Here is a 19,705-nt window from a genome sequence, read left to right as displayed (position 1 = left end):
TTGCGTATTCTTGCGTCTTGTTACGTGAATGCATTATGTTTTATTGAAAAAAAGGGTTTGAAATAATATTCAAACCCTTTTTTGTGTTTATTTTTAAATATATTTCGAAATATCATGCATAAATGTGTTATCTTCGGTAGAGATTATTAACCTAAGAAGAACCAAATTTTATAAACAAAAAGTAGACAGCTACCTCTCTGTTTTTTCAGAATTATTGACCAGGTCATTAATCTGATCGGACTTAACCTATTGAAACTAACCTAATTTTGAATCATGAAAATAAAATTTCTCCTATTAATGCTGGGGGTTGTTTGGAATTGCGCTATACTCTTTGCGCAGCAACAGACAGTAACCGGTAAAGTAACTGACGATGATGGAAAATCGTTACAGGGGGTTACTGTTATGGAAAAGGGCAAAAGTAACCAGGTAATTACCGATGGAAGTGGTAATTATAAAATTACGGTGTCTCCCCGCGCTACTCTTATCTATCGCTACGTCGGCATGAATACTGTAGAACAAGCTGTAGGCAGCAAAACCAATCTCAACGTAACTTTATCGAGCTCATCCTCATCGATTGATGAAGTGGTGGTCACGGCCTATGGTATTGACAGAAGTAAAAAATCTTTAGGCTATTCAACTCCTGTCGTGAGTGGTGATGAAGTTTCTGAAACACAGCGTGAGGCCTTTTTTAATGGTCTGCAGGGGCGTGTTCCGGGATTGTCCATCAATTCGACCAGTGGTGCGCCCGGAGCTTCCGCACAAATTGTACTTCGCGGGTTTGTGTCTGTGTCCGGAGACAACAGTGCACTGATTGTTGTGGATGGAGTTCCTATTGATAATTCGACACTTAATGAAAATGATTTGGCATCGGGTTCTGCAAACAGAGCGTTGGATTACTCCAATCGCGGAATGGACCTGAATCCGGAAGATATTGAATCGTACACGATCATGAAAGGCCCTGAGGCAACGGCTTTGTTTGGTAGTCAGGGAGCCTCCGGAGCGATATTGATCACTACAAAGAAAGCAAAAGCCGGCAGAACAGCTGTAACATACAACTTTTCGGGACGTATGGAGACTGTTAATAAATTTCCTGAAGTACAGAACATATATTCAAAAGGTACTAATGGATTATATGACGGGACTTCACCATATTCATTGGGACCTAAATACAAAGAAGGGGTCCAATTGTATGATAATATCAGAAGCTTTTTCAGAACAGGATATAATCAGAAACATAATCTTTCTTTTGAAGGAGGAAATGAAGCATTTACCTACAGATGGTCTAATGAATACAATGATAATACCGGTATCACACCGAATACACGTTATACCCGTATTTCATCCAGACTTGCAGCCACCGCAAAGTTTGGCGAGAAACTAAATATTAATACCTCTTTCAGCTATACCAATTCGGATAATGATAAAGCCAGAAAAGGTGCAGATGGGTATATGGTTACTTTATTACGATTCAATCCTATGGCAGATGTACGTCAGTGGATAGATGAAAAAGGGAATCGTGTCCTGCACTCCGGTACTATATACAGCGAATTTGACAACCCGTTCTGGGATGTTTACAGAAATACTTCTTTCGATAAGGTGAATCGTATGATGGCTAATTCCAATATTATGTACAGACCCTCTAAATGGTTGTCTGTTAATGGTATTCTGGGCTTAGACTATTCTTTTACACATGGCGAGAGTGTTTATCATAATCAGTCCTACTTAGGTTCGGGGTCAGAAGGCGATCCTACCGGAGGGCAGATAAGTGTATATGACAGAACTTCACGCATCCTGACGGGATCATTGACGGCAAGGTCGAGTCACAAGTTTGATGATTTCTCATTGCAGGGCGTATTGGGCGCCTCCTTTAATGATTATAATTATGTGACCAATGCACAGTATGGCAAAAAATTCTTTGATCCGGATTTTTACAGTATAAACAATACTCTGCCGGAAACAAGATTATCCAAAAGCACCATTAATAATTACCGGAATGTTGGCTTTTTCGGGCAGGCAGTACTTGGGTACAAAACGATATTGTACCTTACATTGTCAGGACGCCTGGATGGCAGTTCACGGCTAATGCCGAATAATCCGTTCTTTGGTTACCCTTCCGGATCTATAGCTTTTAACTTCTCCGATATTAAAGGATTCCACGACATGTTCCCTTTTGTGGATGAAGGAAAGTTGAGATCTTCAGTGTCACTCACTGGAAAAGAACCTTGGCGTACCTATTACACTAAATCTTCTTTTGAAGGACAATATTCTACCGGAGGAGGTTTTGCATATGGTGTTAATGGCGGTAATCTGGATCTGAAAGTAGAACGTACAAGAGACTTTGAGACAGGAATCGAGTTCTCGTTGTTTAAAAAACGTGTTTCATTTGATTTTACTTATTATACCCGTTTAAGTTCGGATCAGATTATTCTGCCACGTCTCAGTTATGGAACAGGTTATATTCTGAAGATGCTGAATGGCGGAGAGGTTAAAAATCACGGAATAGAGATTCAGACAATGGTCAGACCTGTTGAGAAGCGTGATTTCAATTGGGATGTTACGTTCAATTTTACTAAAAACAGAGGGAAAGTACTTTCGCTGGCCGAAGAGTTACCCGAATTATATGAATCTGATACCTGGGTGCTTTCCGGATTGCGTACTTCAGTACATCCGGGTTATAGTATAGGAGCATTGAGTGGTACGAGATTCAAGAGGAATGCGAATGGAGATGTGCTGATCAATACAGCTACAGGACTTCCTGTGACAGGAGATGGTGTTTATTATCCTATCGGCGACCGTATACCTGATTTCACATTGGGTACGATTAATAAGTTCAGATATAAAAGTATCTCCTTATCCTTCCTTTGGGATCTGCGGGTAGGAGGTGATGTGTTTAATGGTTTAGAAAACCGGATGTTTAATCTGGGTGTTTCAGCGAAAACACTTAACCGTGAACAGCCTCGCGTTATTCAGGGTGTCCTGCAGGATGGCCTAGAGGAATCTGCTAATCCGACAATTAATAATATTGCTGTTACTCCGTTTTATAATTCCAACTATTACTTTACAAATGTCGAACCGTCTATGTTTATCGAGCGGGACATCTATACTTTCCGTTTACGGGATATCTCTCTGGCTTATGAATTGCCGAAAAGTCTTACCAGCAGAATCGGTAAAAATACAAGTATGAGTGTATTCTTTACCGGGACAGATCTGTTGTTATTTACAAACTATACCGGACTGGATCCGGAAAGTAACCTGAATACACCGGGTGTGGGAGGTATAGGTGGTTACGGTATTGACTATGGTAATATGGCTAAGCCCCGTGGATTTAACTTAGGATTGCGGTTAAAATTATAATTTTATGAAAAGCACAAAAATATTGCTGGTAGTGCTCATAGTGGGCTTACTGACCAGTTGTAAAAAATATCTGGACATTAATGATAACCCGTCATTTCCACAGGATGCAAAAGCTGAATTGCTGCTGGCGCCGATTGTCTATCAGATGGCTAATGGTTATTCGCAGGATGCACGTATTATAAACAAGTTTACGCAAGGGATTGTGGGAGGTAGTTCCGATTTTAACTCCCTGGTATGGGAAAGGCACGGATATATTGGCGGTGTAAGTGATGTAGGAGGTGTGATGTGGCGAATGGTCTATTATAATCATGGGCACAATCTGAGGGTGATGCTCGAAGATGCTATCAAAAATGAGAAATACGAGTATGCTGCAATTGGCTATGCGATCAAAGCATGGGGTTATCAGATGCTGACAGATTATCATGGTCCTGTAATTCTGGATGAAGCTTTGCGCAATGATTTATTAAAATTCAAATATCAGGATCAGCCTGAAGTGTATGCTAAAGTGCGTCAGTGGTGTGATTCTTCGCTGTATTATATGACGCTGAAAAGTCCGCTTAATTATTCTGCTAATCTGAATTCTGCATCCGGTGATAACCTGTACAGAGGGAATATGGATCGCTGGAAAAAGTTTGTATATGGAATTTTGGCTTTGCAATACAGTCATCTGGTTAACAAACCGGAGTTTGCTTCTCAGTATGCTGATTCTGTAATCCGTTATGCAGATCTTTCCTTCACTTCTGCGGCGGATGACGCCGGAGTAAAGTTTGGCGGGAAATCACCGGAAACATCAAATATCTTTGGGACAGATGGCGGATATCTCAACTCTACGTATTACAGTAAAGCGGGCTTGCCGATTTTACGGTATTTAACAGGAGGTGTCAGAGGAGATTTTGAAGAGGCAGCGAAGACTTCTCTGGATCCCAGATTGTCAAGAATGCTGAACTTTAGACTGCCGGATAGTACATTTATTGGAGGTACACCCAATATTTCTAATTCGACTGTTCCGTCTGTTGTAGGTACCGGGGGTAAATTTATATTTAAGAATACAGTAGACTTTCCATTAATGACGTATTCACAACTGCAGTTTGCCAAAGCAGAAGCGATGCTGATAAAAGGTGATCGGGACGGCGCGTTTGCTGCGTATAGAAACGGGATAACCGCACATATGTCGTTTGTAAGCCGATATGCTGTAGCGGAAGCTTCCGGAGAAAAAGAAATTACAGCAACTGAAATTGGGCTATATCTGGCAAGTACAGAGGTCGCACAGACTGCAGCAGAACTGACCATAACCGATATTATGGGGCAAAAGTATATTGCGCAATGGGGATGGGGATCACTGGAACAATGGTGTGACCTGAGAAAATATCATTATGATGCAACTGTTTTCAGACAATACCAACAAATCGATCCCTCTACATTGGTCTATAAGAAATACGGATACCGGGTGCGCCCCCGCTACAATTCAGAATATGTATGGAATGCAGATGAATTGGCTAAATGGGGCGGTTTAGAGCCTGATTATGTCACAAAAGAATTATGGTTTTCAAAATCTACGGATTGAAATTTTTGAAGTTATGAAATCAATAAAACTAATTATATGCATGCTTGGTCTCGTATCGTTATTCGGCTGCGAGAAGTCGGTCAAGGATTACGGAAATCTGGAGTTTATGACCAATGATGATGCTATTGTCAAGATTAATATGGCAAGTGTGTATCCGGATGACAGATACATGTATGTCAAATTTAATGATCAGCGTGTGACGCCCCTTATTCGTGCTCGTGAACCGTATCCGGGTGGGGGATGGAATACAAGAGGAGATTCAAGAGCGGATTTTCTAAGAATCAAAGCCGGCAATGTAAATGTCAAACTGGGTCTCCCGAAGAAGAAGGATGATGGTACAGATTCGCTGATTCTTTATGAAACAAATATTATGTTAACAGCAGGTAAACGTTATACACTCCATCTGGCAGATACTGCAGCAAATACCAAATCGCTTCTCACAGAAGAAGATTTCTCTGTGCCGGACTCGTTATATGCGCGCTACCGGTTTGTAAACCTAATGCCTAATGTGCCGGCAGTAGATCTGTATTATGGGTTTTTCTCTACTACAGCAGCGGGCCAGGTTGCTACTCAGGACTCATTGGTGGCTAGTAATATTAAATTTATGGAGATGAGTGAATACTTTGTACTGAACAGAAGCGTCTCCAGAACCTGGAAAGTCAGACCTGCAGGGGCAGCAGTGACCAATGCGACCGTTATTGCTTTTTATGGCAATGCAGGTACTATAGTCAATCAGCGAACCTATACTGCATTTGCATTAGGCTATAATGGACAGACGAGTACCGCAATGAAGCCTTATCTTTCATTTTTTAACATACGATAAATGACCACGCTATGAAATCAAGTTTAAAATTTTTGTCATTGAGCGTTGAACATTCGTTGAAGTTTGTTGTGACTTCTATGTTTATCGTTTCAGCATTTACATCCTGTAAACAACGGGATGACTGGCCGGTATTTGAGAAAAAGGAAGTTGTAGTGGAAAAAGATACCATTCCTCCTGATAATCAAATCGGTGCATTGACTCAAAGTATTATTTCAAATACCGATATTATCAAGACATTTCGTCTGGATTCGACTACAACTGTTGCAGACGGAATCGTTCATACACACATCCGTTACCTCAACAGGTTGAATCGGCCTGTGAGTATGCATGTTCTGGAAATAGATTTGTCCAAACCTAAACTTACCGCTCAGGCACTCGGTCCGTTTAACGAGGTGCTTTATGCTACGCAGATTTTACCTGAAATGGCTAAGTATAATGAGTCGGGATCAGGTGGTAAGATGATGGTTGCTATCAACGGAGATGCTGTATTGACTTCCGGAACAACGATTAATGCACCATCCGGATCCTATATCCGATACGGAAGGCAGATCAAAACAAATACCACTACTACAACAGCGTTTACTATTCCGTATTTTGCCGTTACAAAGGCCGGAGTACCCTTTATCGGAAACAGACCGGCTGCAACTTATCCTGCTGAACCGGTTGATCTGAATACTATTTATCATTTAGTATCCGGAACAAACTGGCTTGTCTTTAACAATAATCTGATAACATCTACGAATGCTACAGTATCAGCGCGTACTGCGATAGGAATTAATGCAGACAAAAAAGTTATCTGTGTGGTAGTGGATGGCGGAGATGACGCCTTTTCTTCAGGAATCACACTGAATGATCTTGGGCTAGTTATGAAAACCTTGGGATCCAGCAGGGCTTTTTTTACAAATGGAGGTAATTTCTCTGCTGTGGTTAAGAGACAGGAAGACGCAAAAGGCCCGCGTTGGGATATGCTGAATAAACCCGTTAATAAAACCGGGTCTGCAACAGCAAATGGGATCGGATTTGTGCTGAGACCGTAATAATTTTGGAGTTAATAAAGAAGCGGGCAGAATATCTGCCCGCTTTTTTTTGTTGAAATATGCTGCTACATTCCTGTTTTTGCGTTTTATTGCGGATCTTATGGTTCTGTTTGGTGTTTATTAGTGTTATTTTATCTTGAATTTAAATAAAAGAAGCAAAATACTGCAATTTTAGAAAATAAATTGCTAAAATTGTAAAGGACAATGTCCTGTTATACTGACCAGACCATATTACATGCTTATTATCTAAACTTATTTATAAATCATAAACAAACTGTCAAACATGAAGAGAAAATTACTCTTATTATTCTTTTGGCTGATGCTTATTTCAGTCAATTTGATGGCGCAGCAGAAAACGATCTCCGGGAAAGTTACCAATTCCGCAGACGGGGCGCCGTTGTCCAGTGTGACTGTTCTTGTCAAAGGAAAGTCTGTAACCACAAAAACGGATCCGGATGGTAGCTTTACAATCCAGGCAAGTCCCGGCGATGTACTGATCTTCCGTTCTGTAGGATCCAAAGAAGTCCAGCAAGCAGTGGGGGCTTCAAATACGGTCTCTGTGTCTATGTCCGGTTCGGAAGAAGCTCTTGAAGAAGTAGTGGTAACGGCGATGGGGGTCAAACAGGAAGTAAAGAGTTTGGGTTTTGCATTACAAAGTGTATCTCCGAAACAAATCACAGAGTCGAATCAAACCAACGTAGTTAATGCTCTTCAAGGTAAAGTTGCGGGAGTTCAAGTAACCAATTCAGGAGGATCTCCCGGGGCTTCAGCAAATATTATGATCCGTGGGGGAACTTCTTTAAGTGGAAATAATCAACCTCTATTTGTTGTGGATGGTATTCCGGTAGATAATACTACCCCGGTTTCTCAGGGCGGTTTAGCTGCGGGTATAACACCAGCCTCCAACAGAGCCATTGATATTAATCCCGAGGATATTCAGAGCGTAACTGTTCTGAAAGGACCTGCTGCTGCAGCTTTATATGGAATAAGAGCAGCGAGTGGTGCTGTGGTTATTACAACTAAAAGAGGTGTGAGTGGTCAGGGTGGTATTACTTACTCTAATACGTTTTCTTTTGATAAAGCAAATAAGTTCCCTGAATTGCAGTCGTTATATAAGCAAGGCGAAAAAGGTGTATTTAGTGCAGGTTCTTATCTGTCTTGGGGCCCGAAATTTAACGAAGGTGAGAACGTCTATGATAATATCCCTGCTTTTTTCAAAACAGCTTTCACTCAAAATCATGATTTGTCTGTAAGTGGCGGAACGGATAGGTCAACGTTCTATGCATCAGCATCATTATTTGATCAAGGAGGAATAGCTAAAAACACAGAGTTTAATAGGAAGTCTTTTAGGGTTAATGCAGATCATAAAATTAAGGATAATTTGAAGATAGGGGCTAATGTTAATTATGTTAAGACTGATCGCACTTATTTTTCTCAAGGTAGCCAGAGTGGCATAATGGGAGCATTGTTCTGGCCAAGAAATGTCGATATGACAGATTATCTGAATCCCGATAATACACAAAAGGTATTAAGTGAGAATTCTGAATCTGCATTTGATAATCCCTACTGGACAATCAACAGAAAGCCTGTTTTTAATGATATTAACAGAGTTATCGGAATTGGTGAAGTGGTATATGATCCTTTATCATGGTTGAATATTACTTATAGAATTGGAACGGATTACTATGGGGAAAATTTCCAGAGTGTGACAAGTCCAAGTTCTCAAACAGGTCTTACCGGATATTTAGCGGAAGCTGCCACAACGAATCAGGTAACGACTTCAACTTTTTTAGCGAATGCTAAAAAATCATTTAATGACTTTAATATAAATTTTACATTAGGTCATAATGTTGAGGCGACTTACAGAAAGACTGTGACATCTACTGCAAGGAATTTTATTGATCCGGATTTTATTGGTATTAATAATACCCTTGCAAGTGATAGAACCGTTTCAAAAGGGATTTCGCGCCGGCGAATTGTAGGAGTTTTCGGAGATCTGAATTTGGATTGGAAAAACATAGTTTATTTGAATTTCAGAGGAAGAAACGATTGGTCTTCCACATTGCCAAAAGCTGAAAATAGCTTTTTCTATCCTTCAATCAGTACTTCTGTTCTAGTAACTGATTTAATCAAGGAATTAAATGGAGATCAGCCAACAGGTTTTTTGTCATTTGCAAAGTTGAGAGGGGCGTGGGCTCAGGTCGGAAAAGATGCGCCATCTCACGTATTGCAAACAACCTTGGGGACATATATCAATGATTTTACTATTAATCCAAGAGGCTTTATTACAAATATTACAGACTATTTTGGGAATCCAAATCTGAAACCTGAATTTACAAATTCTTATGAAGTAGGGGCAGATTTGAGATTCTGGAACAATCGTATTGGGTTAGATCTAACCTGGTATAAGACGCTGACAGACGATCAGATTCTTGGAACAAGAACTCCTCCTTCTTCAGGTTCTTTTCTTGCCTATTTGAACGGTGGATCTATTGAAAATAAGGGATACGAAGCTATTCTGAACTTTCAGGCTGTTAGAAAGCAGGATTTTAACTGGAGTATAGATGTGAATTTTAGTGCTAATAAGGCAACCGTAAAAGATCTGCCTGGAAAATTGGACAGAGTTGAAATTTCTGACTCTTGGATTGCTAATTCAATTGCACAGGGAGCCGCGTTTTTGAATGGCACTCTTTTCGGAATCAATGGACAAACCTGGAAAACGAATGCAGATGGACAGTTGTTGCTGACAGAAGCAGGCTTACCTCAGGTTGTTTCTACTATGTCTCAAATTGGAGATAGAAATCCGGATTGGATAGGTGGAATCACAAACACATTTAAGTATAAGAACTGGGGAATGTCCTTTATGTGGGATATAAGAAAAGGAGGAGATGTATTTAATGCAACATCTTATATGTTGGTACGTCAGGGGCTTAGTCCATTAACAGCAGATCGTGGAACTACAGTTTTGCAAGGGATTGTTGAGAAAACAGGAGCTGCGAATACCAAATCTATTAATCTGGATCAGGATTTTTACCAAACATACTACGCAGCGAGAGGGTCTAACTTTGTAGAAGACGGATCTTGGGTGCGGTTAAGATACGCCAGTCTGACTTATAGCTTGCCTTCAAATGTGGTTAAAAGCTTGAGGTTATCTAATTTACAATTTACCTTAACCGGCCGAAATTTATTGTTATTTACGGATTATTCAGGTGTTGATCCGGAAGTTTCCGGAAGCGGTGCTGGTGTTGGTGGATCCGGCTCTTTTGGATTTGATAATTTAGGTGTTCCAGCAACAAGAGGATTTGATTTTGGTTTGAAACTAACTTTTTAACGCGATCGATGATGAAAAGAAAATTTAAAAATTACGGCATATATTTAATGGTTACACTAAGTGTTTCAATAACTTCCTGTACAAAGTATCTGGATGTTAATGAAGATCCTAATAATCCATCAAAAGTTGAGGCTGCAAGTCGTGTTGCCGGAGCAATTACAACTTCTAGCGGAGCAGCACAATGGAGAGGAACCAGGGAAATTGCAGCAGTGATGCAATATACCGGACTCCAGACGATTAATTCAGGAGGATATGCAGCAAGCAATTGGCGCTTTACTTCGGGATACTTTTTGTGGCAGAATGCGTATGTCAATACGATGCCAAACTGTGTAGATATTATTAATCTGGCAACTGAAGAAGGTAATCCTCATCTTGTAGGAGTTGGAAAGACATTATTGGCACTTAATTTCGGCCTTTTAACTAGTCAATATGGTAATATCGTTGTAGATGATTATTATACGGGAAAAGATCAATTGGTTTTGGAACCTAAATTTAATGATCAGAAGACTGTTTATGAGCGTATCCAAAAATTGTTGGATGAGGCTATTGAAGCATTTAGCTCTACAGCATCCCAGCGTAGTATTAACGCGAAGAAAGGTGATTTACTTTACCAAGGTGATGTAGAGAAATGGAAGAGATTTGCTTGGTCATTGAAAGCTCGCTATATGAACCATTTGTCAAAGAAAAGTGGCATCTATAATTCCGCAAAAATTATTGAAGCATGTCAGAATGGTTTCAATGGAGATGGAATGGATGCTGAATTTCCATATTTGGCAGGAGGCTTATTAATCGATGAAAATCCATGGTCAAGTTGGGGTGGTTTTGAAAGTGTTGCAAATCCCCGTTATTTCTCCTGGTCTCAGTTTTTTATAAATATGTTGACTTCTTTTCCTGTCACAAATACAAGTTATGAAGATCCACGTATAAGTAAAATTATGGTTGGAGCGGCATCTGACGGAAAGTACAGAGGGCCTGCTGCAGGAGCTTTTATTGCAAATGGTCAAGGGACTCTCGCAAATGGTAATCCCGGAGATGCTACAAAAACCGCTCCTGATGATTATGGTAGATTTAGCAAGAGTGGTTATTATACTAAAACGGTGTCTCCTTTTGGTTTTATAACCTACTCTGAAGTCAAGTTTATAGAAGCAGAGGCGAAGCTAAGATCAGGAGATGCTGCTGGTGCATTAATTGCATATGAAGAAGGTGTAAAATCCAATATGCGCAAACTCGGAGTAACACAAGAGGGAATTAATGCGTATTGGACAGCTCAACAAGCTGATGGATTAAGTACACATTTCAGCTCTTTAAATGGAGGTTTGAGTCATATCCTTCGACAAAAATATATTTCATTGTGTCTCAATCCTGAGACATGGGTTGATATGCGCCGTATGGATTATGCTTCGACGATATACGGACCAAGTTTGAAAAGACCAGCTAACTTGAATACAACCATATTTGAAGCGGGTAATCCTAATCAATGGATTCAGGCAATGGTTTATGAGAGTAATGAGCAAAATCGCAATCCGGATAATGTGGGAGATAATTCAGAGAAATATCGACTTACTACGCCTTTGTGGTTTAATGTTGCGGAATAATAAAAAGCCTGTCATTAGACAGGCTTTTTGTATATTAGAATCGAATATGAAAAATATAGTACTGACCATATATCTGATTATGGGTTGCCTATGTGTTAAGGCGCAAGATTTAAAAATCATTCAAAAACCAATAACATGGAATGCTGAGCGTGAACAATTATCGCTGGAATACCTGAAAGTCCGACATGGGTTAGATCAGAAAAAAGCTGTTATAAAACCTCAGATCGTGGTCGTTCACTGGACCGCAAATAACAGCGTAAAATCTACATTCAATGCTTTCAATCCTGTGCAGTTACCAGGCAGGCCCGAGCTTACCAAAGCCAGTAAACTCAATGTTTCTTCTCAGTATGTCATTGACAGGGATGGTACGATCTATCAGTTCTTGCCGGATACCGTATTTGCCAGACATACGATAGGTCTTAATTATTGTGCCATTGGTATCGAAAATATCGGAAGTGAGAAAAATCCGTTAACAGATGCACAGCTCAAAGCTAATACACAGCTTATTGATCTGTTGTCGGAGAAATATCCTATTGAACTCGTCATTGGGCATCTGGAGTACAAGCAGTTTAAGAAAACTAAATGGTGGAAAGAAACGGATCCAAATTATATCACCGGAAAATCAGATCCTGGTCTGGATTTTATGAAAAGACTGCGTTCAGGATTGAAAAATACAACCCTTAGAAAACTTTCCTTTTAAGCTTAAACTGTTACTGTAACATAAAAATTACCTGAAAGTGTCTGAATGACACTTTTTTTGTTTTCTCTTCTTTCCTTTTTTGATTCAAATAATAAGATTTTAAACACGTTAATGCGGTTTTGTGCGCATTTTAAATTATGCGTGATTGCTGTTTAAAAACTTGTTATATACTATTTTTGTAGGTTCCGGCCGATTTTAATTGATGGTATTGTTTTCTAAACTCAAAATCTTTATTATTTTTATCACGTTTTGCCAATTAACCGACATGAAAACGCAAAACCAATTTAACAACTACTAAAGAATAAACTAATTTTTTCACTATGAGAAAACATCTACTATTGCTGCTGGCAATGCTAGTGTGCCTTTTGGATGTGGTAACTGCTCAGGAGCTAACAATTTCTGGTTTAGTCACATCGCAGGAGGATGGAAAACCTATTTTGGGCGCTTCAATTAAAGTCGTAGGTACTGCTGTAGGAGCAGTGACCGATGCAGATGGTAAGTATAAGATCAAGGCTGCTAAAGGGCAGACTCTTTCTTTTAGTTACATAGGGATGTTGGCCGCCACACGCGTGGTCGGCGAATCTTCTACTATAGACATTGCTTTGTCGCCCGACATGAAAGGTCTGGACGAGGTAGTGGTCACAGCAATGGGAATTGAGCGTAATAAAAAGAGCCTTACCTATTCCGTACAGACTGTAAAAGGAGAAGATCTCCGGGATGCCAACCAATCGAATGTCCTGAATGCATTACAAGGGCAGATCGCAGGAGCGCAGATCTCATCTTCCGGAGGTTCTCCGGGACTACCTACAGAAATTATTCTTCGGGGATCGAGTACACTTACAGGGGACAACCAGCCCCTGATGATCGTGGATGGTATCCGTGTGAGTAATTCTTCTGCTAATGGAACGGTCAACCGGATTGCGGACTTTAATCCTGCTGATATTGAGGATATCTCCATATTAAAAGGAGCGGCTGCAGCAGCATTGTATGGTATTGATGCCGCTTCCGGCGCAATCATTATTACAACTAAAAAAGGTAAAGCCGGAGCAATGCAGATCAATGGATCGTACAAAGCATTTGTCGAGACCATGGGACGTACACCTCGTCAGCAAGGTATTTATACTACCGGAACAGGAGGAGTGTATGATGAAACCTCAGGAAGTTCATGGGGTCGAAAATTCAGATATGATGAGACTGTGTACAATAATATAGATCGTTTCTTTCAAACGGCTGTAACGCATGATGTCAACCTGAATGTCAATGGAGGTAGTGAGAAATTAAATTACTACATGTCCGGAGGATACCGCAATGCAGGATCTATGGTGCCTAATACAGAGCAGGAGAAAATCAACTTCCTGTTAAAAGGAACAGCTAAATTAAGTTCAAAACTGGAACTGACAACTTCTGCAAATTACATCAAAAACAATATTCAGGAAGGTCTTGGAGGAGTAAACTCAGGAGGATGGATCAATAGTATTCTGACTTATCCGCTCAGATACGATATTCTTTCGTATCAGAAACCCAATGGAGAGCCCTTGTATTCGTATATTGAGGCAGAGGATGATGGACGTAATGCAATGATCTCACCTATGTGGGGTGTTATGCGTAATCCGCGAAACAACGATGTAGAACGTTTTGTGGTCAATGGAAGAATTGATTACAAAGTTGCAGACTGGGTGAGACTTTCGTATCAGCTGGGACAGGATTTTACAGCATCCAAGTACCGTATTATCACCACGCCGGGAACTCCGGGAACTTATTTTGATGGCCGGGTTTCAGAATCCAACACGAATACAAAGTATACAACATCGATATTCAATGCCACATTTGACCGTAAATTCTATAATGACTTCCGTGCAACGTTGATCTTGGGAGGGACAAGTGATTACTTTGATAGTAAAGGCGTTGGTTATATGGGTGAAAGTCTGCTCGTAAAGGATATCTTCTCTCCGAATGTCGTGGAGCGTGAAAACCTTAGCCTTACAGATACATGGTCAAGACGTCAGCGCTACGCAATCTATGGAGATTTCAAACTGGAATACAAAAACATCGTTTCTGTTGGGGTAACCGGACGTAATGACTGGTCTTCCACTTTACCTAAAAATGCACGTTCATTCTATTCGCCATCCTACTCCGGTAGTTTTAGCTATAGCGAACTGTTTGATCATGATTCCTGGTTTGGTAAAGTACGTGTGAGTTATGCCAAAGTAGGTAAGGATGCTCCTATTTACCGTACCAATACCAATCTGGTACAGGCACAGACACAGGGAGGTGGATTCGTGACCAGTGCTACAGGAGGTAATCCGGATCTGAGACCGGAGAAAACCAGTGAATTTGAGATCGGATCAGAATTAAGTTTGTTTAAAAACCGCCTGAATCTGGATTTGACCTACTATGAGCGTAAGAGCATTGATATGATTATGACTCCACGTGTGCCTCTGCCTTCAGGATATGTTATTATGACTTTCAATGCAGGTTCACTGCGTAATCGTGGAATCGAAGCCTCACTTAGCGGAACGCCAATTAAGAAAGATGATTTTACATGGTCATCAACACTAAACGCATGGCGTAATACTTCGAAAATGTTAGAATTTGCGGGAGATATCGTGACATTCAAATACACCAATGCACAGCTTACTGCCGGTACAGCCGCGACGACGCTTAATGATGCTGTGTTGGGCATTGTGGGTACTGATTATAAAAGAACAGATGAAGGGTATGTCGTTGTAAATGCAGATGGTTATCCGATTATTGATTCTAAAGAAAAGTATATCGGTAACCGCGAACCAGAATTTAATATCGGCTGGATGAACAAGTTTCGGTATAAAGATATCAGCCTTTCTTTTCTGTGGGATTTCAGATTCGGAGGAGATATTCTGAATGCCAGCCGTCAACGTATGATGTCTGTAGGTACAGCATATGATATCGGAGAATGGAGAGATAAAGAGTTTGTGTTCAATGGTGTTGTACAGCAAAATGACGGAACGTATGTCAAGAATGAGAAATCCGTCGTGATGGATTACAGTTACTTTGCAAACAACTACTATCAGGTAGGAACCAACTTTGTTGAAAAAGTGAACTGGGCTCGTGTGCGTTATATCACATTAAGCTATGCATTACCAAAGATATGGTCCAAACGATTGGGTGTAAATAACCTGAGTCTGGAACTGTCTGCACAGAATCCGTTTGTCATTACCAATTATTCCGGAGGAGATCCGGAGGTAAACAGTGCGGGTCCAAATGCAGGTGGCTCCGGAGCCAGCACGATGGGGGTAGACAATGGAGCTATTCCATTGCCTAAATCCTACTCTTTTGGTTTTAATATTTCTTTATAAGCATCGGATCATGACTAGAATTTTAAAAAACATAACAACAGTACTTGCCCTGGTCGTGGTAAGTTCATGTAGTAAACTGGATATTAATGAGAACCCTGTGAATCCGGTAACGGTACCTTCTACACAGCGTTTGGCCGCAATAGAAGCCAATCTGGCCTATTCGTTGTATTCTCAGGCACGTTGGGGAGCCTATCATAGCTATTACCTGACGACAAGAACAGGAAATAGTAATGCACAGACAGATACCTGGAATTACAACAGTATTACACGTCTGGGTGCATGGAGGTGGCATTACTTTGATGTCGGTAGTAATATTATCGGACAGGCTGGTATGATTGTCCGCGCTAAAGAAGAAGGGTCTAATAACTACATTGGTGTGGGCAAAATTATGCTTGCATTGAGTTACCTCAGTGCGACAGACGTATTTGGAGATATGCCAATGAAAGAAGCATATATAGGCTCTTTTAATCCGCTGTATGATAGCCAGGAAGAAATTCTGAAAAATATACTTACTCTTCTGGACGAAGGTGTGGCTGATCTGAACAATGTAAGTGATCAGGCCTTATCCATGAATGCTAAGACAGATATTATCTATCAGGGAGATCTTAATAAATGGAAAGGTTTGGCCGAAGCGGTAAGGGCTCGTGTAAAATTGAGAACAGCTAATTTTCAAAACGGTCATCAGGAGTTGCTGACAATTGTAAATAACGCAATTGCTAATTTCTCGGATGCCCTGTATACCTATCCGAAAGGATCGACATCATCCTGGCAGCGCAATCTTTGGGGTCCTTCAGGTCCGCCTCCTGCCGGAGAAGCATTTCAGTTTGCTGATATCAAAAGTGATCTGGAAACCACTCTTCCAACGGATGTGCTTATGAAATCACTGACAATAGACGAAGTAAATAAGGTATATGATCCTCGTTTACTGAAGCTGACAACGCCGGGAGCAAATAACAAATATCTGGGAGCTAAAATGTCTGAAGGTCTGCGGGATGTTAATCTTCCGACAGGGACTGTATATCAGGATTTTGCAAACCTGCGAAACGGATTCTGGACATCAGATGATTCTCCTTATCCGATCCTGTTAAAAGAAGAGCTTTATTTTATCAAAGCGGAAACACAGTTTTACTTAGGAGATACAGAAGGTGCGCTGGCTTCTTACCATACGGGCATAGATCTGAACCTGAGAAGACTGGGTGTAGCTGAAGGGCAGATCATTAGTTATATGGGGTCAGCTAAGGTTGCACAGAATGCTTCTGCACTGACTATAGCGGATATTATGCTTCAAAAATATATAGCACTCTACCTGCAGGGAGAGACCTGGACAGATATCAGACGGTACGGATACAGTAAAAAGGCTTATCCGAATTTATACTACCCAAGATATGCACTTACAGAATGGACAGGGAGATATATTCAGCGTCTGCCGTACGATCCGCAGACAGAATATGTCTATAACCCTAAAGAGATCGCACGTTTGGGTGCGTCAGCCAGAGACTGGGTCTTTAAACCGGTTTGGTGGGCAGAGAAGTCAACATTAAAAGATTAAAAGAATGAGAAAGATAACGAACATACTATATGCAGTAGTCTTAGCATGTGCTTTGATTTCTTGTGAGAAAAATGATCCCATTTCAGAATTGGGAGAAACAAACGGTCAGTTTGCTGCCCAGTTGAGAGTGTCGTATAATAATACACGGCCGGCAATCGGCGATACCTTACAAGTGACAGCATCGACCTGGCAGCGTGATGATAAATTTTCAGAAGTGAGGTTTATGGAGACTATAGTCGAAACATTCGGTATTAATATGAGTCTTAAAAACGGGACGCAACTATTGACAAAAGGAGAAACTGAGTCTACGCTGACCGTTATAGATTCCATTGCAAAAGCAAATTCATGGTTGAAAGTTGCTGCTGCCGATATGGATAAATACTGGGTAACTGTAACCAATAATTATGTGATGGTAGGAAGGTATCCGATGGTTATTAAAGAAGGAAAGTATCCGAATAACAGTAGCTTGATTACGAAATTGTCTGATCAGGAATTTGAGATATTGAAAGGTTTGCTGGCTTACACGATTACCAGAGCAGATTATCTGGTCTTGTATCCGAGTGCTCCTGCCAGTCATTTTACGAATGGCGGAACTTATGTGTTGTCACAAACGGGTATTAATAATCTAAAGCAGACATTGACAAAAACACAGTTGCTACCCGTTGTCAACAGCATTAAAAAAGTAGGAAAATACAGTGTGACTATAGATGTAGCGGCAATTACTTCAACAGGTACTGCTACCGTAGCGACCAGAACATTCGAAAACAGTTTATAATATGAAGACAGTTAAATTTTTATATCTATTTATCGGCCTTGTCATATTAGGCTGTTCAAAGGATGAGATAACCGGTATCGGTCAGCAAGGAGAGTATATTGCAAACTTTGATTTTCCGGAATATGCTATTACTGCTCCGGCAAAAGTGGTGCTGACAAACCGTTCAAAGAATGCAGACAAGTTTCAATGGCAGTTTGAAGGGGCAAAGATTATCGATAGCAAGGGTAAGGTACAGGATGTGACCACATCTGAAAAGATGGTTCCGGATACTATTTTTTATGAACTTCCGGGTGAATACAGTGTCAGTCTGACTACCTGGCAAGGCGATCAGAAAAAGGAGATTACAAAGAAAATCGTTATCCCTAAAATGCAGCCTAAGATCAATGTCCCTGAGAATATAGCCGTTTATACAGATGTACAGTTCTCCGCCAGCATATTCACATATCCCGGAAAAACGGTTACCTATAGCTGGGATTTTGGCAACGGAGTAGTTTCAGATCTCGAAAAGCCTGTTATTAAGTTTACAAAAGAAGGTAGTCAGATTGTGAAACTGACTGTCAATGACGGCGTAGAAACGCTAACAACAGAAGTTGCAGTAGATGTCAAAGGTGAACTGGCCAAGACCATTTATTTTACGGATGTCATTACCAAGAAAATCTACAAATATAAACTGACGACTTTAGCGCCGTCTACCGTAGTTGATCTTGGAATTACCACCGGTGTCAGTCCTTTAGGTTTGTCTATAGGTAATGGCAAGGTGTATCTGTCAGATGCCGGTCTTGGATTGCGTTTTAGTACCGGTACTAATGCAAACGGAGATGGTTTTGTGAAATATTTCAATCTGGATGGAACAGGCGAGACCTTCCTGACAAAGAGAAGTGTTGTCGGAGCATCCGAATATAACCTGGATCCATGGATGAACGCAGTAGATTCGGACGGTAATGTCTGGTGGACAAGTCGTAATAACGGTGTGTATGTAGCTGCCGGAGGAGGGGTAGAGATTCCTTATCCTAACTTTAAATTCAGACCAACAGCGACCAATATTCCCGGTTTTTCTTCTTCCACACATTTCTATAGCGGAATTAAAGAAGTGAATGGTGAAATCTGGGTTTCGTTTACCGGTACTGCAGGTGTCGGAATTCATAAATTCAGCAAAGCTGGAGCGTTTATCGGCTCCCTGTCAGGAACTATTAAGTCTTTAGGAGTACGTCAGTTTGTCGTAGATCAGGTCAATAAGCAGATTTATTTTGCGATCAACAGAGGCGGAACATATATACCGGGAATTTACCGTTCGGATATGGACGGCAATAATATTGTTGCCGTTTATAATGATCCGGCTGTAATGGGCTTTACTGCTACAGGATTTAGTGATCAGGGCTATGTAGCACCGGACAACACAAATGAGACCATCTATGTAACCGGTATGGATATCGATGTAGATGAGACCGGAAAAGGTTATCTATACTTTGGCTACCGTAATAAAGCTGATGCAAGTGGAGCAAATGCGCCACAGACAGTTGGATCCGGATCTAAATCCGGAGTTCTGAGATATAAATTAGGAACAAGTGAAACTCCTGAATTTATTATCAAAGGATATGCGCCTTATGGTATCGCTATTGATCAGGTAAAACGATAAGATATA

11 protein-coding genes are annotated in these 19,705 nt (G+C 40.7%); all 11 read left to right on the top strand.

From position 1 onward, the window contains the following. Positions 1-273: 273 nt before the first annotated feature. The 11 genes from HMPREF0766_RS17295 (at position 274) to HMPREF0766_RS17245 (ending at position 19,699) form a co-directional block, all read left to right on the top strand. Positions 274-3,354 carry a SusC/RagA family TonB-linked outer membrane protein gene (locus HMPREF0766_RS17295; RefSeq protein ID WP_003000080.1) on the top strand — a complete coding sequence of 1,027 codons (3,081 nt, stop codon included), beginning with the start codon at positions 274-276 and terminating at the stop codon, positions 3,352-3,354. Between the two features lie 4 nt (positions 3,355-3,358). After that, positions 3,359-4,918, top strand: coding sequence for a SusD/RagB family nutrient-binding outer membrane lipoprotein (locus HMPREF0766_RS17290; RefSeq protein ID WP_003000077.1), 1,560 nt, complete (start codon positions 3,359-3,361; stop codon positions 4,916-4,918). Between the two features lie 13 nt (positions 4,919-4,931). Beyond that, positions 4,932-5,741, top strand: a complete 810-nt coding sequence (locus HMPREF0766_RS17285) for a DUF4397 domain-containing protein (protein ID WP_248676772.1) — start codon at positions 4,932-4,934, stop codon at positions 5,739-5,741. A gap of 11 nt (positions 5,742-5,752) precedes the next feature. Next, positions 5,753-6,778 carry a phosphodiester glycosidase family protein gene (locus HMPREF0766_RS17280; RefSeq protein ID WP_037460731.1) on the top strand — a complete coding sequence of 342 codons (1,026 nt, stop codon included), beginning with the start codon at positions 5,753-5,755 and terminating at the stop codon, positions 6,776-6,778. A 283-nt stretch (positions 6,779-7,061) separates the two neighbouring features. Then, positions 7,062-10,109, top strand: coding sequence for a SusC/RagA family TonB-linked outer membrane protein (locus tag HMPREF0766_RS17275; protein ID WP_003000069.1), 3,048 nt, complete (start codon positions 7,062-7,064; stop codon positions 10,107-10,109). A gap of 8 nt (positions 10,110-10,117) precedes the next feature. Continuing rightward, positions 10,118-11,704 carry a SusD/RagB family nutrient-binding outer membrane lipoprotein gene (locus HMPREF0766_RS17270; RefSeq protein WP_003000067.1) on the top strand — a complete coding sequence of 529 codons (1,587 nt, stop codon included), beginning with the start codon at positions 10,118-10,120 and terminating at the stop codon, positions 11,702-11,704. Positions 11,705-11,750: 46 nt separating this feature from the next. Beyond that, positions 11,751-12,404 (top strand): N-acetylmuramoyl-L-alanine amidase, encoded by a 654-nt coding sequence (locus tag HMPREF0766_RS17265; RefSeq protein ID WP_037460789.1) that lies wholly within the window; start codon positions 11,751-11,753, stop codon positions 12,402-12,404. Between the two features lie 320 nt (positions 12,405-12,724). After that, a complete protein-coding gene (locus tag HMPREF0766_RS17260; protein ID WP_003000061.1) occupies positions 12,725-15,739 on the top strand; it encodes a SusC/RagA family TonB-linked outer membrane protein in 3,015 nt (1,004 codons plus the stop codon). A gap of 10 nt (positions 15,740-15,749) precedes the next feature. Then, entirely contained in the window at positions 15,750-17,288 is a 1,539-nt protein-coding gene (locus tag HMPREF0766_RS17255) for a SusD/RagB family nutrient-binding outer membrane lipoprotein (RefSeq protein ID WP_236590606.1), read from the top strand. 4 nt (positions 17,289-17,292) lie between these two features. Continuing rightward, positions 17,293-18,063, top strand: coding sequence for a hypothetical protein (locus HMPREF0766_RS17250; RefSeq protein ID WP_003000056.1), 771 nt, complete (start codon positions 17,293-17,295; stop codon positions 18,061-18,063). A gap of 1 nt (position 18,064) precedes the next feature. Continuing rightward, positions 18,065-19,699 carry a PKD domain-containing protein gene (locus HMPREF0766_RS17245; RefSeq protein WP_003000054.1) on the top strand — a complete coding sequence of 545 codons (1,635 nt, stop codon included), beginning with the start codon at positions 18,065-18,067 and terminating at the stop codon, positions 19,697-19,699. The last annotated feature ends 6 nt before the right edge of the window (positions 19,700-19,705 follow it).

The sequence above is a fragment of the Sphingobacterium spiritivorum ATCC 33861 genome (genome assembly GCF_000143765.1).
Taxonomy (GTDB): domain Bacteria; phylum Bacteroidota; class Bacteroidia; order Sphingobacteriales; family Sphingobacteriaceae; genus Sphingobacterium; species Sphingobacterium spiritivorum.
The sequence above is the reverse complement of the archived record's forward strand: the minus strand, read 5'-3'. Positions and strand labels throughout refer to the sequence as shown.

Bases quoted from the DNA above. Each gene is read 5' to 3' on its own strand.
- HMPREF0766_RS17270 (WP_003000067.1), top strand. From the start codon at position 10,118: ATGATGAAAAGAAAATTTAAAAATTACGGCATATATTTAATGGTTACA.
- HMPREF0766_RS17290 (WP_003000077.1), top strand. From the start codon at position 3,359: ATGAAAAGCACAAAAATATTGCTGGTAGTGCTCATAGTGGGCTTACTG.
- HMPREF0766_RS17295 (WP_003000080.1), top strand. From the start codon at position 274: ATGAAAATAAAATTTCTCCTATTAATGCTGGGGGTTGTTTGGAATTGC.
- HMPREF0766_RS17285 (WP_248676772.1), top strand. From the start codon at position 4,932: ATGAAATCAATAAAACTAATTATATGCATGCTTGGTCTCGTATCGTTA.
- HMPREF0766_RS17250 (WP_003000056.1), top strand. From the start codon at position 17,293: ATGAGAAAGATAACGAACATACTATATGCAGTAGTCTTAGCATGTGCT.
- HMPREF0766_RS17265 (WP_037460789.1), top strand. From the start codon at position 11,751: ATGAAAAATATAGTACTGACCATATATCTGATTATGGGTTGCCTATGT.
- HMPREF0766_RS17280 (WP_037460731.1), top strand. From the start codon at position 5,753: ATGAAATCAAGTTTAAAATTTTTGTCATTGAGCGTTGAACATTCGTTG.
- HMPREF0766_RS17255 (WP_236590606.1), top strand. From the start codon at position 15,750: ATGACTAGAATTTTAAAAAACATAACAACAGTACTTGCCCTGGTCGTG.
- HMPREF0766_RS17245 (WP_003000054.1), top strand. From the start codon at position 18,065: ATGAAGACAGTTAAATTTTTATATCTATTTATCGGCCTTGTCATATTA.
- HMPREF0766_RS17260 (WP_003000061.1), top strand. From the start codon at position 12,725: ATGAGAAAACATCTACTATTGCTGCTGGCAATGCTAGTGTGCCTTTTG.
- HMPREF0766_RS17275 (WP_003000069.1), top strand. From the start codon at position 7,062: ATGAAGAGAAAATTACTCTTATTATTCTTTTGGCTGATGCTTATTTCA.